The organism is Sporosarcina sp. Y352 (assembly GCF_056786535.1).
Window position 1 is genome coordinate 261557 of record NZ_JBXCJE010000002.1, and the last position, 13756, is coordinate 275312.

The 13756-nt window shown below is 41.5% G+C and carries 12 protein-coding genes and 1 pseudogene; all 13 read left to right on the top strand.

Features of this window, described 5'->3' with window-relative positions:
* The first annotated feature begins 35 nt into the window (after window positions 1-35).
* The 13 genes and pseudogenes from AC1TO6_RS04220 to sigE all read left to right on the top strand — a co-directional run bounded on the left by AC1TO6_RS04220 (window position 36) and on the right by sigE (window position 13700).
* Window positions 36-1949 (top strand): penicillin-binding transpeptidase domain-containing protein, encoded by a 1914-nt coding sequence (locus AC1TO6_RS04220; RefSeq protein ID WP_482100606.1) that lies wholly within the window; start codon window positions 36-38, stop codon window positions 1947-1949.
* A gap of 71 nt (window positions 1950-2020) precedes the next feature.
* On the top strand, window positions 2021-2992 hold the full coding sequence (gene mraY / locus AC1TO6_RS04225; protein WP_482100355.1) for a phospho-N-acetylmuramoyl-pentapeptide-transferase: 972 nt from the start codon (window positions 2021-2023) through the stop codon (window positions 2990-2992).
* Window positions 2993-4342 (top strand): UDP-N-acetylmuramoyl-L-alanine--D-glutamate ligase, encoded by a 1350-nt coding sequence (gene murD / locus AC1TO6_RS04230; RefSeq protein ID WP_482100356.1) that lies wholly within the window; start codon window positions 2993-2995, stop codon window positions 4340-4342.
* Between the two features lie 75 nt (window positions 4343-4417).
* Window positions 4418-5509 carry an FtsW/RodA/SpoVE family cell cycle protein gene (locus AC1TO6_RS04235; protein WP_482100357.1) on the top strand — a complete coding sequence of 364 codons (1092 nt, stop codon included), beginning with the start codon at window positions 4418-4420 and terminating at the stop codon, window positions 5507-5509.
* Window positions 5510-5525: 16 nt separating this feature from the next.
* Window positions 5526-6311, top strand: a complete 786-nt coding sequence (locus tag AC1TO6_RS04240) for a cell division protein FtsQ/DivIB (RefSeq protein ID WP_482100358.1) — start codon at window positions 5526-5528, stop codon at window positions 6309-6311.
* On the top strand, window positions 6295-7017 hold the full coding sequence (locus tag AC1TO6_RS04245) for a DUF881 domain-containing protein (RefSeq protein ID WP_482100359.1): 723 nt from the start codon (window positions 6295-6297) through the stop codon (window positions 7015-7017). The genes AC1TO6_RS04240 and AC1TO6_RS04245 overlap by 17 nt, the downstream gene beginning before the upstream one ends.
* A 37-nt stretch (window positions 7018-7054) precedes the next feature.
* Window positions 7055-7771 carry a DUF881 domain-containing protein gene (locus tag AC1TO6_RS04250; protein ID WP_482100360.1) on the top strand — a complete coding sequence of 239 codons (717 nt, stop codon included), beginning with the start codon at window positions 7055-7057 and terminating at the stop codon, window positions 7769-7771.
* A gap of 3 nt (window positions 7772-7774) precedes the next feature.
* Window positions 7775-8143, top strand: coding sequence for a small basic family protein (locus AC1TO6_RS04255; RefSeq protein WP_482100361.1), 369 nt, complete (start codon window positions 7775-7777; stop codon window positions 8141-8143).
* Window positions 8144-8240: 97 nt separating this feature from the next.
* Entirely contained in the window at window positions 8241-9521 is a 1281-nt protein-coding gene (ftsA, locus tag AC1TO6_RS04260; RefSeq protein WP_482100362.1) for a cell division protein FtsA, read from the top strand.
* Window positions 9522-9563: 42 nt separating this feature from the next.
* Window positions 9564-10742, top strand: a complete 1179-nt coding sequence (gene ftsZ / locus AC1TO6_RS04265; protein WP_482100363.1) for a cell division protein FtsZ — start codon at window positions 9564-9566, stop codon at window positions 10740-10742.
* Window positions 10743-11510: 768 nt separating this feature from the next.
* Window positions 11511-11660, top strand: a pseudogene (locus AC1TO6_RS04270) (transposase); the annotation flags it as partial.
* 485 nt (window positions 11661-12145) lie between these two features.
* Entirely contained in the window at window positions 12146-13000 is an 855-nt protein-coding gene (locus tag AC1TO6_RS04275) for a sigma-E processing peptidase SpoIIGA (protein ID WP_482100364.1), read from the top strand.
* Complete coding sequence (gene sigE, locus AC1TO6_RS04280; protein WP_482100365.1) at window positions 12990-13700, top strand: RNA polymerase sporulation sigma factor SigE; 711 nt, start codon at window positions 12990-12992, stop codon at window positions 13698-13700. The genes AC1TO6_RS04275 and sigE overlap by 11 nt, the downstream gene beginning before the upstream one ends.
* The last annotated feature ends 56 nt before the right edge of the window (window positions 13701-13756 follow it).

A 13756-nucleotide genomic window follows, 5' to 3' on the forward strand; every position in this document is an offset into this window, starting at 1 on the left:
CATACGTTGATATAAAAACGAGAGGTGTGTAACCGCTGCGGACGATTATACAATTACAATCTAAAAAGAGATTACGAGCGGTATTTGTTATTTTTCTTATCTGCCTTGCAATGGTCGTTGTCAAGTTATTCCATGTGCAAATTATAAAACATGAATTACTGAAGGGACGCGCAGAAGCAAATTGGGATCGTGAAATCCCGTTCGGCGGGATTCGCGGGAACATAGTAGATCGGAATGGGGATTTAATTGTTGGTAATAAATTGGCACCAACACTGTACTTTATGCCATCTCAAAATCGTGAAGTGAAAAGTGCAGCGATTGCGCTGGCAAGTGTTTTAGAAGTAGATGCTGCTAAACTGGAAAAGAAAATGGCGCAAAGAGAAGTTATGGTTAAATTAGCGCCCGAAGGAAAAAACATTACGAAAGAGCAGGCGGATGAAATTGCTCGACTGCAAATAGATGGATTGTATACGGGTGTCGATTTTGTCAGGGAGTATCCGAATGGCGAGCTGTTATCTAGATTGATAGGCTTTACGGGATATGATAGCCAAGGACTTGCAGGTATCGAGTACGCATATGACGAAATCTTGAAAGGAACTGGCGATAATATCCGATTGTATACAGATGCAAAAGGGCTTCCGCTTCCCCATGTGGATGATGGTTTTAAAACAGGGGCAAAAGGTGCTAATGTCGAGTTGACAATCGATTTACGCATGCAGGAAATAGTGGAGCGGGAACTAATGCAAGCCATGGAAAAGTATGATGCGACTCAAGCACTTGCAATCATTATGAATCCGAAAACGGGCGAATTGCTGTCACTTGCCTCTGCCCCGACATTTCATCCTGCAGACTTTCAAAATGTAGATCCGAGTATTTATAATCGAAACTTGCCTGTCTGGATGACTTTCGAGCCTGGCTCGACTTTCAAAATTCTGACACTTGCCGCGGGACTTGAAGAAAAAGTGATAGATCTTCAAAAGGAACAGTTTTATGATCCAGGTTATGTAATGGTTGGAAAAGCGAGATTGCGCTGTTGGAAAAGAGAAGGCCATAAGGAACAGACATTCCTTGAAGTCGTTGAAAATTCATGCAACCCTGGATTTGTTGAAATTGGCCAGCGATTGGGACCGGAAAAAATGAATAAGTATATTAGAGACTTCGGCTTTGGCCAGTCGACTGGTTCAGGCATTGCAGGCGAATCGAAAGGGATTTTATTTTCCGAAAAAGCGTTTGGTCCCGTCGAGCAAGCGACAACGGCATTTGGTCAAGGGATTTCAGTAACTCCTATCCAACAAGTTCAAGCGGTTGCCGCAGCGATTAACGGCGGTTATCTGTATCGTCCATACATTGTTAAAGAAATCATGGATGATAAAGGGAAGTCAATCCAAACATTTGAGCCTGAAATGCAGCGACGTGTGATTAGTGAAGAAACCTCCAAACAGGTGAGGGAGTCATTGGAATCAGTGGTGGCAAATGGATCTGGACGTAATGCATTTACAGACGGACTTCGTGTTGGTGGAAAGACAGGTACTGCACAAAAAGTTGTTGATGGAGCTTATAAAGATGGAGATTATATCGTATCATTCATAGGATTTGCACCAGCGGATGATCCTGAATTGCTTGTTTATATTGCAATTGACAGCCCGAAAAACTCAGTTCAGTTCGGAGGCGTTATTGCGGCTCCTATCGTAGGACGCATTATTGAGGAGATTGCTCCGCTTGCTGGAATTACGCATAGGGAAGGTCAAATTGACAAAGAATACAGGTGGGGAGATTCATTGTCACACCGAGTGCCCGATCTAACGGGAATGAAGAAAAGTAAGCTCACAAGTCAATTGTATACGTACCGTATCGAGTGGCATGGTTCAGGAGAAAAAGTGAAATATCAGTTCCCCACAGCGGATACATTGATTACGGTTGATGATATTATCCACGTTTACACAGAATAACACATATAAAAGCAAAGTCTGTGACGGTGTATTTTTACAAACTGTCTCAGAAGGTAGAAGGAGAAAAAATCATGACACTTGTCACTACGTTGACGGCCATTGTGGTCGCGTTTATCATATCTACACTTTTAGGGTTTTTAATCATCCCAGCTCTCAGAAGAATGAAGTTTGGGCAGAGTATCCGAGAGGAAGGGCCTAAAACCCATCAGAAAAAAGCGGGTACACCTACAATGGGCGGGCTCATCTTTATCGGTTCGATTATCATTACAACACTTGGCCTTTCATACATATACGATGTACTGACGACTCAGACGATAGTCCTTTTGCTTGTTCTGATTGGTTTTGGGGTCATCGGTTTCCTGGATGACTTCATAATCGTTGTTTTAAAAAGGAACTTAGGACTGACGTCCATTCAAAAGCTGATTGGGCAAATTATAGTTGCAATTGCAGCATTCTTCCTATTGAAGCTGGGGCCGTTTGATACTGCGGTTCAAATACCTTTTACCGACTTTAAAATAGAACTTGGTATATTCTATGTGGCCTTTCTCATTTTTTGGCTTGTCGGGTTTTCCAATGCAGTGAATTTATCAGATGGACTAGACGGACTCGTGGCAGGAACCTCATCAATTGCTTTTGCTGCATTTGGAGTCCATGCATTGGTTTACGGACAACATGATATTGCAATCTTTGCTTTCGTGGTTACGGGAGCAATGCTTGGCTTCCTTGTATTCAATGTTAAGCCAGCCAAAGTTTTCATGGGTGATACAGGGTCATTGGCGCTCGGCGGTGCACTCGCGATGATATCTGTTTTAATCAAACAGGAATTCCTTCTTATTATTATTGGAATTGTCTATGTCGTTGAAACGCTATCTGTTATTATCCAAGTAATTAGTTTCAAAACGACGGGTAAACGGGTATTTAAGATGAGTCCGATCCATCATCATTTTGAATTATCGGGTTGGTCCGAGTGGAAAATTGTAATTGTTTTTTGGAGTGTTGCTTTCTTCGCAGCAATTCTCCCTGTCTTGTTGGAGGTGATGTAATTGAAGAATCCAAATCAGTTTAAGGGGAAAAATGTTCTTGTCTTAGGTCTTGCGAAAAGCGGTTATGCCGCGGCAAGCCTATTGCATTCATCCGGGGCGATTGTGACTGTTAATGATGCAGCGCCGTCGAAAGGGGATGCGGAGACAATAGAACTTCAAGCACTTGGAATACGTGTTATTTGCGGCGGCCATCCAGCCGATATCCTTGATGAAAGCTATGACTTCGTTGTCAAAAATCCGGGGATCCCTTATAGCAATATTGTTGTTGAAGAGGCACTCCGCAAAGGAATTCCAGTGTGGACGGAAATTGAACTTACATCCAGGATAAGTGAAGCGCAAATCGTCGGAATTACAGGATCCAATGGTAAAACAACGACGACGACTTTGCTGTACCATATGCTTAGTATTGGTGGTAAACATCCACTGATTGCCGGCAATATCGGAACAGTCTCTTGCACTGTCGCAGAGAAAGCTACGAAAGAAAACATTATTGTTCTTGAAGCATCTTCATTTCAACTAATGGGAACAGAGTCATTCCGCCCTGAAATAGCCATCTGGACAAATTTATATGACTCACATATAGATTACCATGGGACATCTGAAGCATACGCGGAAGCAAAGTATGGAATATCAAAAAATCAAACAGAGCATGATTATCTTATATTCAATGACGATCAGCCGGAACTGAGTAAGTATGCTGCCCGTTCAAGTGCTAGGAAAATTCCTTTTTCACTAACTGGAAAAAAAGAGCATGGAATATCAGCTGATGATCAGCAAATATACTGGAATGGGGAACTTTATGTAAAGCGTTCCGTCATCAAGTTACCTGGACAGCATAATCTAGAAAATATTCTTGCGGCAACTGCTGCAGCTATTCTATTAGGTTGTGATAAATCAGCAATCGAAAGTGTTCTAAGTTCCTTTACAGGTGTACGACATCGAATGCAGTTTGTGAAAGAATTACATGGACGAAAGTTTTATAACGATTCGAAAGCAACGAACACGCTTGCTACAAAAAGTGCTTTGGCAGCTTTCAATGTCCCAACTATCCTGATTGCGGGGGGACTGAATCGAGGTCAATCATTTGAAGAATTAAGACCCTATATGACAAATGTAAAATCGGTCATTGCAGTCGGAGAGACCGCAGAGACGTTTTCAGAGTTTGCAGCATCCTGTGATGTCTCAGTTATTATTCAAGCTGAAGATATGGAAGATGCAGTACGAAAAGCATATCCGCTTTCAGAGACAGGCGATATTATTTTACTGTCACCGGCTTGCGCAAGTTGGGATCAATACCCTAATTTTGAAATCCGGGGCGATCAATTCATAAGTGCAGTCATGAAATTGTAGGTTTTTAAATGATTAAATGCTATTCGCATGGGATTTAATAAAAATCCTTGCTTGATCTAGCAAATTTGCGGAAGGATGCGTTCACTGGAAGCTAAGTTGAAAACGTCTTTTATTATTTCTGCCGTGACGCTGTCGCTCATCGGATTGGCTTTTGTCCATTCCGCCGGTTCTTATTGGGGAGCTGTCCATTATGCTGATTCCTCCCCTTTCATTGTAAAACAAGCTATTTATATGGCGGTTTCTATTGGTATTGGAATCATTATCATGAAAAGTCCACTAACATCGAACCCGAAAACGTGGACGGTATTTTATATTGCGATGATTTTATTACTCATTGCGGTTCTTATACCTGGAATCGGCGCAGTACGAAACGGCTCCCAAAGTTGGATTGCATTTGGACCATTCAGTCTCCAACCGGCAGAATTCATCAAAGTCGCATTGATCGGAAAACTAGCTTGTAGTATCGCTAATTCGACTGGAAAAAGAGTTTTCCAGTTTAGTCATATCGGGTTGATACTCTTGCCGGCCGCTTTAATCATGTTGCAACCAGATTTAGGCTCCGCCGTCATAATGATTGTCTCTGCATTTGTTATTCTGTTTATTGCAGGATATCCGCTTCGTTTTTTCATGTTTTTAGGATTGGGTGGAATAGGTGCATTTATCGCGTTGATTGCCGCGGCACCTTACAGGTTAGATCGCATTAAATCGTACATTGATCCCTGGAATGATCCGCTTGGTACGGGTTTTCAAGGGATTCAGTCGTTATTTGCCATTGCACCAGGAGGGTTGGTTGGTCATGGTTACGGGAATAGCCGTCAGAAGTATCTTTATTTGCCGGAGCCCCAAAATGACTTCATTTTCTCAATAATTGCAGAAGAATCGGGATTTATTGGAGCCGCGGTGGTTTTGTTCCTGTTCGGTGTCCTTTTGGCAGCAACTTTCGGAATAGCAATCAGAACGAAAGGTAAATATGCATTTTTAATGGTAGCAGGCATGGGTTCCATGATCATCTTTCAAACCTTCTTAAATGTCGGCGTCGTTTCTGGGCTATTGCCTGTCACCGGTGTCACCTTGCCGTTTATCAGCTACGGAGGGTCATCATTAATGACTACCTGGATAGCGGCTGGAACAATTATGCATTTTACAGTTGTAAAAAAATCGTCATGATTAAGGAGGAGCCGAAATGGACAAAGTCATCGATATTGAAGAGCGAATTCCATCCATGCGGGAAAAACGCCGCAAGAAAACGAATAAAAAATTCCTTTTCATGTTGACCGTGTTCATCCTTGCGCTCCTGGCTATCCTTTACTTCCAATCACGATTCAGTAAGGTAGAAGAGATTACTGTAACTGGAGCGGTTCTCCAACAACCGGAATTTTATAAGGAACAAAGCGGTTTATTAAAGGACAAGTCTATCTGGAGCTTCAATACGGGGGAAGTTGAAGAGTCAATGGAGAAGATTATCGGTGTAGAAAAAGTCTCGGTTTCTCGGAAATGGTTTAGAAATGTTGAAATCGCTGTGACTGAGTGGGAGACTGTTGCTTATATGGAAGATGCAGGGCAATATAGTCTTCTGCTGGAAAGTGGGGAGACATTTCCGAACGATTTGTTGCTTCCAGATGCGAAATCTCCAGTTTTGAACAACTTCAAGTCTGCCAAAATACGGAAAAGGATGACGAAGCAATTGTTAAAAATGGAGGACGAAGTCTTCCATTCCATTTCCGAAATAATATTCACTGGAGATAAGTCAGATACGGATAGTATTACAATCTATATGGATGATGGATTTGAAGTCCGTGCCTTCATCTCAACTTTCGCTGAAAAGATGTCTTATTATCCCGACATCACTGCACAATTGAACGACTATGAAAAAGGTGTAATAGACATGGAAGTCGGCACATTTTTCACTCCCTTCAGCAAAGTGTACGGGTTAATTGAGGAGGAGGATACGATTGGCGAAGAAGACTAATGAGGATTACAAGAAGAGGGGTAGGAGCATACTTTTTTCTGTTGTCTTTCTCGTACTCGGTTTCATTCTCGCGTTTTCATATCGGACTCTTGGTATAAATCAGGAGGACGCAAATTTTAAATCTCCTGCATTTATAAAAGAAGAGGATTACCGGGAAAATTTAATTAGTCAGCAGGAACGGAATAAGGAATTGACAGATGAAATCGCCGCCAAGCAGGAAGAGATACGTGAGTATGAACGTTCATTCTCTACAGGGGAGAAAAATCATGCCAATCTCGTGGAAGAAGCCAAAGATCTCCGCTTGCTGCTTGGCGTAATCCCTGCTGCCGGACAAGGTGTCAAAATTACCATGAAAGATGCCGATTACGATCCGGTTGAACAGAATCCGAATGATTATATTGTTCATGAAAGCCATATTCTTCGCGTTATTAATGAACTTAGGATTTCTGGAGCGCAAGGATTAGCGATAAATGGGCAAAGAATAACATCAAACTCTTATATCAAATGCACAGGACCAGTTATTACGGTGGACGGCAAGACATTTCCTGCACCATTCGTTATAGAAGCAATTGGGGATATGAATGTACTGGCATCCGCGCTCCATTTAAAAGGCGGTGTGATTGACAGTTTAATACGGGATAATATTGTGGTTACAACTGAACAATTAAAAGATATTCAACTATCGGCATTACTGGATGAAGGTTGAATAACGGTCTAGGAGGATCCGAAAGGAGGTTGGACGGATGAAGAAAATACATTGGAGATTTACTTTAATCCTGCTCCTAGTTGGATTCATGTCTGCCGTCCAATTCAATTCGTTGAAAAGTCCTGAAGAAAGGGATACGAGGGATATTTGGGCAATCCGTCAAGACTTGGCAGCTGAAAAGCAATTTCATTCTGAATTGCTGTCTGAAATTCGTGAATTGGACCAAACGATTATTACATACAAATCGTTGAACGATGAAAATACTGGAACAGCCTTAACCCAAACAGTGGACAAACTCTATCGTCAAGCGGGCGTCACGGACATTCAAGGTCCTGGCATTGTCATCAAGGTAAAGCCTTCACCGGAGAGTGTGGCATTTGGGATTCCGATAACGGGGATATCACCTGATTTGCTAACACGTTTTGTCAATGAGCTAAATAGGTTTAATGGGCTTACTTATGAAATAGATGGTAAGCGGTTTACGATATTGAGTTCAATCAGGGATATTAACGGTATGACAACTGTAAATGGACTAAATGTATCTACCCCCCCGTTTACCATTAAAATCATTTCCCCGACGTTTACGGAAAGTGAAAAGTTGTATAATTATTTATTGGCTTCGACCATTCATGATGACTTTTATATCGACGATTTAATCCTCGAGGTTGGGAAACCCGAAATGGATCTTGAGATACGAGGCTATCCAGACAGATTTGATAATCAATTTTTAGAAGAATTGCCGAAAGGGGAATGACTTATGTGGTTACCTATACTCGGTCTCATAATTGGAATTTCGCTTGGACTCTTGTCAGACATTCAAATTCCACAAATATATGATAATTATTTATCAATTGCAGTACTTGCCGCTTTAGATACGTTATTTGGAGGCATTAGGGCACATTTACAGCAAGTATACGATGACAAGGTGTTCGTATCGGGATTCTTCTTTAACATCGCTCTAGCGGCAGCACTGGCATTTCTAGGAGTGCACCTTGGAGTCGATCTGTACCTGGCAGCAATCTTTGCCTTCGGGGTCAGGTTATTCCAAAATATCGCCGTCATTAGAAGAATTTTACTTGTAAAGTGGACAGAACGAGGTAAGATTTCAAATACTAATGTATTGTAATGAAAGGGTTTGAACAAAGTATGTCGAAAATATTTAGACAATACGCTCCTGATACAATAGAATGGGAGTTAAGAGTTGATATGGGAGGTGCCAGCAATTGAGCCAATCAGAACTATATGTATCACTTGATATAGGTTCTTCATCGGTTAAAGTATTAATCGGAGAAGTAGATGGTGGATCCCTACATGTTATCGGAGTTGGTAATGTACAATCCGCGGGAATCCGAAAAGGAACAATTATCGATATAGATGCAACCGTTCAGACTATCCGAAAAGCTGTAGAACAGGCTGAAAGAATGATAGGAATGCAAATTCGTGAAGTCATACTTGGTATACCTGCAAATGGCGTACTATTACAGGATGTCAAAGGCGTTGTTGCAGTTAACTCGGAAAATCGTGAAATCACTGACGATGATCTGGATCGAGTCATGAAATCAGCACAAGTTATGTCTGTTCCACCTGAACGAGAAATTGTTAATATTATTCCAAAACAATTCATTGTTGACGATTATGATGAAATAACGGATCCACGTGGAATGATAGGCGTACGTTTGGAAATGGACGGCACGCTAATTACTACATCAAAAACATTGGTTCATAATATATTACGCTGTGTAGAACGTGCAGGACTTGTGATACGAGAAATTTACCTACAACCGCTTGCGGCTGGTACATTCGCATTAACGGATGATGAAAAAAACCATGGTACTGCTTACATTGATATTGGCGGCGGGTCTACGACAGTTTCGATTTTCGGTCAAAACAGATTCATGTCGACAGCTGTTATCCCTGTGGGTGGGGATCATATTACAAAGGATTTATCAATTATTTTAAAAACCCCAACCGAACAAGCAAGAAAAATTAAACACCAGTATGGACATGCATTCTCTGATGATGCATCTGATGATGAGTTGTTTGAAGTGCCTGTGATCGGTGCTGATTCAAAAGATCAATACAGTCAACGATACATATCTGAAATCATCGGTGTACGGCTTGAGGAACTTTTCGATCTCATCCTGGAAGAACTGTATCGGATGGGTGTAAGGGATCTACCCGGTGGTGTCGTGTTGACCGGTGGAATAACGAAAATGGATGGTTTACTTCAACTTGCCAGACATGTGCTGAAAACGAGAGTTCGAATTCATACACCTGAATACATCGGGGTTAGAGAACCGATGTATACGACAGCGGTTGGTCTTATCCGTTATGCGCATATGCAAGATTCTTATTTTGGCCATGTGCCAGATTCACCGACAGTAGAATCGGATAGTCATTCGGCGGCTCCTGTTAATAAGAAAAAATCGGCAGAACGCAGCAAAGAGAAGAAACCAGGATTAATGGATAAGGCTAAAAGAGTTTTCGATAATTTCTTCGAATAAGGGTATTAAATAATTGTATGTAATGGATTAGGAGGAGAAACGATGCTGGAATTTGACACGAATGTTGACGCGTTAGCCGTCATTAAAGTAATTGGTGTAGGTGGCGGTGGGAACAATGCTGTAAATAGAATGATTGAACATGGGGTACAGGGAGTCGAGTTTATTGCAGTAAACACAGATGCGCAAGCTTTGAATCTTTCTACTGCAGAAGTGAAGTTGCAAATTGGCGGTAAACTGACACGGGGACTTGGAGCAGGTGCAAATCCAGAAGTTGGTAAAAAAGCCGCTGAAGAAAGTAAAGAGCAGCTGGAAGAGGCATTGCGTGGAGCGGATATGGTCTTTGTCACTGCAGGTATGGGTGGAGGAACAGGAACGGGTGCTGCTCCGGTCATCGCACAAATCGCGAAGGATCTTGGTGCACTGACGGTCGGAGTCGTAACAAGACCATTTACATTTGAAGGTCGCAAACGCCAGACACAGGCAATCGGTGGTATTACGGCAATGAAAGAATCTGTCGATACGCTAATAGTCATTCCAAATGATAAGTTACTAGAAATCGTAGACAAAAATACACCTATGTTGGAAGCTTTCCGCGAGGCTGATAATGTACTTCGTCAAGGGGTACAAGGTATTTCTGATTTGATCGCTGTACCTGGACTTATTAACTTGGACTTTGCGGATGTTAAAACAATTATGTCCAATAAAGGTTCTGCTCTAATGGGAATCGGTATGTCAACGGGAGAAAATCGTGCGTCAGAAGCTGCGAAAAAGGCTATCTCGAGTCCTCTACTTGAAACTTCGATTGACGGTGCCAAAGGCGTACTTATGAATATCACAGGTGGCTCTAACCTGAGTTTGTTCGAAGTGCAGGAAGCTGCAGATATCGTAGCTTCAGCATCAGATGAAGATGTGAATATGATTTTCGGATCGGTCATCAATGATAACTTGAAAGACGAGATTATTGTGACAGTCATTGCAACTGGATTTACCGAAGAGCAACTAACGGTATCACGTCCGTCTAGAAGCGCTGGTTTCGGTGCAGGACGTCCACAGGCACGTGAACAACAACAACAACAACCTCCTGTACAACAACCGCCAACGCGGGAACGCAGGGAGGAAGCGCCACAGTTCCAACAACAGGAACCTCCACGCCAACCTCAAAATAATCATCAAGATGACGCGCTCGATATTCCGACTTTCTTACGTAATCGACGCAGATAATAATGAGAAATTAAAAGCTTACCAAAGATGCAATTGCATTTTTGGTAAGCTTTTTTGTGTGGAAATACTATAAACAATCCACAACTATTAGTTGTACAATATATGACGTTGGTGAAAGAAAATCCCCATCTCCACAAAACAGGAGAAAGGGATAAAATTTTACTTACGTCATTTTTTTATAAATGTAAATTGAACTAAAGAATCCTACTACACGCTGATTTCCGTTCCGAGCGGACGCGTTCCGTGGGGCGTGCGGACAAGTGCGGAAAGATGCAGTTCAATCTTTCCCTCCTCCTCGTCGCGAAAACCGTGCTCCAGCGGGGTCTCACCTGTCACGCTAATCCCACCGGAGTCGCCGCTCTGCACTCCAATCAGCTAAAAGTGTGAGGAACGTAAGTTCAATATAAATAAAAAACAAGTAAGATTCCTTGTAGCATTAAAGTCGACTAAAGCCATCATCCAGGAGGGAACTCACTTGTCATACACTAATATTTTAAATCCCTACTCGATATTCAAGACTCAAACATCACTTTTGAAGAAAAGTTCATAAAAGAAGGGACTTTTAAAGGAAAAGTATATAAAAATGTCCTTGGTAAATTGACATATAATCCTACACATTGCGAAGAGTGTGGTGTAGGAAACATTGACTAGACGGTTTATAAAAATGGGACTCAATTGTCTCGAATTACTATACCGATTACGGGTGTAAATCCAACCTATTTACTTTTGAAAAAGAACAATCCCTTGCAATAGACGTTAAAGATTGCACTCCGAAAACATCTTCCGTTCATAGAAAACATCTTTATTTACCCTTACAATACCGGAAGGATTGAAGGGATTAACAATAAAATTAAAGTATTGAATCGTGTCGCATATGCATACAGGAATCTCCAGAATTACAAAAACCGTATTATTTTACACTTAAGTTTAAACCATCTGATAAACATAGCGAACAAAAACGATCACGCTCTAAAGCAGCACAATCTAACTGTCGAGCATTTTATGGGATTGGGCAATTTATGTATACATATATCTAATTTTAAAGTGCAATTTTAGTTGCTTGGAGTGCAAGATGGCGACTCCGGCGGCTGAAGCCGTGCCCGCGGAAAGCGTCCATCTGGAACGGAAAGCAACGAGATATTTGGAAACCTATATAATAAAGGATTGCCGCAAAAAATCAGTTTTACTGACTTTCTGGACAGTCCGGCGACAAAAAAAATCAATTATAGGCGGCTAAAATACTTCACCAACGTCATTTGACAAAGAACCCAGTTATTCAGTAAACAACCATATGTACCGAAAACCGAAATCGAATTCTGTCGATTTCTTTTTTTTACTTAACCCTCGTTCCGACAAACATTTCATGGCATAGATGATATCGTTGTTTTCAGGGAGGGCGGTTTATGTACGGAGAACTCATTGTCGGAGTGAATATGCTGTTCAATTATGCTATCCTTTCATTCGCTAACAAAGCAGGAAACGTCCAAGCCGCTCGCAGAAGACTAGTGTTAGCCGCTTTTGTAGGTGCTTTGGCTGTCACCATCTTGCCATCTTCAATCGTCACTTTAATTTTTTCCTTTATTTGTATGACCTTCTGTGCATTTGGAAGAAACTTTGGCATTTGGAAAAAGTCCTCGGTTATGGTTTTAATCGGTGCAGTATTTGCGGGTGGTTTACTTACCGCTTTTCACTATCGCATCAACATGTTCAGTTCTTCAATAAACGTTCTAACTTATGCGATTGTGGCATATGTCTCCCTATACTTCATGAAAAAGAAGTGGCTAGATGTCAGAACTGCTCGCCATGTATCGGAGCTTCGTAAGTCATCCATATTGAACATATGGAATGCAAACATTGAAATTGATGTGTTTATCGATTCAGGGAACGGTTGTACTGAGCCGTTGTCCGGAGCTCCAGTTCACTTTGTATCATTTAAAGTGCTTGAAAGACATATTCCGAAAGATCTACTAGAACCGCTTCTTGCTTGGGATCCACAAAGTACACCCTCAATGTCTGCATTTCCGAAAGCTTATCAAAAACAAATACGGTTAATACGTTTGGTCACTCTTCAGGGACAGTCCTGGGCTGTCGGCTTCAAGTTCGATCGATGGGTGCTTGGTGATGAAGATACAATGCAACCAGGTTATATAGTCGTGACTAAAAATGACCGCCGTTATCCTGATGGTGCTGAGGCTATTTTGCACGTATCCGCAATGGATATATTAAATGGGGAAAGGGGAACTGCTTATGCTACATGAACTAAAGAAGTGGATGTCGGTTATTGCCAGTTTTTTTAAAAAGAAAAATGGCACATACTATATTGGAGGACACGAATCTCTTCCAAAGCCATTAACACGGGAAGAAGAAGCTGAAACAATCAAAGCATTCATGGAAGGCGATATGAACGCGCGTGATAGGCTTATAGAAAAAAACCTTCGCCTCGTTGTCTACATTGCACGTCGCTTTGATAACACCAACACACATATCGAGGATCTTATCAGCATCGGTGCGATCGGACTTATAAAAGCGATTGAAACATTTAAAACTGACAAAAATATCAAATTGGCTACTTACGCATCTCGTTGTATTGAAAACGAAATTTTAATGCATCTTCGTAAAACGAATAAGACGCGGTCAGAAATATCTTTTGATGAGCCACTCAATTCTGATGCGGACGGAAATGAATTGCTATTGTCGGATATACTCGGCACAGATGAGCACATTATCATTGATGACGTAGAAAAGAAAATAGAACGCCAACACATGATTGAAGCGATTACGAGCCTTGACGAACGGGAGCGCTATATTATGGAATGCCGATTTGGCTTGACGGGACAAGTGGAAATGACACAAAAAGAAGTTGCAGAACTGCTTGGGATTTCACAATCTTATATTTCCCGACTTGAAAAGAAAATAATCTCGGAATTACGTGAAAGTTTAAATCAACCCATTGCATAATGGTTGAAATTGGCGAAGCGGATTCCCGCATATTCTGGACAACTGCGGACAGACTA

Excerpts from the sequence above, each read along its gene's own strand:
- mraY (WP_482100355.1), top strand. The coding sequence starts at position 2,021 with ATGACACTTGTCACTACGTTGACGGCCATTGTGGTCGCGTTTATCATA.
- AC1TO6_RS04235 (WP_482100357.1), top strand. The coding sequence starts at position 4,418 with ATGCGTTCACTGGAAGCTAAGTTGAAAACGTCTTTTATTATTTCTGCC.
- AC1TO6_RS04240 (WP_482100358.1), top strand. The coding sequence starts at position 5,526 with ATGGACAAAGTCATCGATATTGAAGAGCGAATTCCATCCATGCGGGAA.
- AC1TO6_RS04250 (WP_482100360.1), top strand. The coding sequence starts at position 7,055 with ATGAAGAAAATACATTGGAGATTTACTTTAATCCTGCTCCTAGTTGGA.
- AC1TO6_RS04255 (WP_482100361.1), top strand. The coding sequence starts at position 7,775 with ATGTGGTTACCTATACTCGGTCTCATAATTGGAATTTCGCTTGGACTC.
- ftsZ (WP_482100363.1), top strand. The coding sequence starts at position 9,564 with ATGCTGGAATTTGACACGAATGTTGACGCGTTAGCCGTCATTAAAGTA.
- AC1TO6_RS04275 (WP_482100364.1), top strand. The coding sequence starts at position 12,146 with ATGTACGGAGAACTCATTGTCGGAGTGAATATGCTGTTCAATTATGCT.
- sigE (WP_482100365.1), top strand. The coding sequence starts at position 12,990 with ATGCTACATGAACTAAAGAAGTGGATGTCGGTTATTGCCAGTTTTTTT.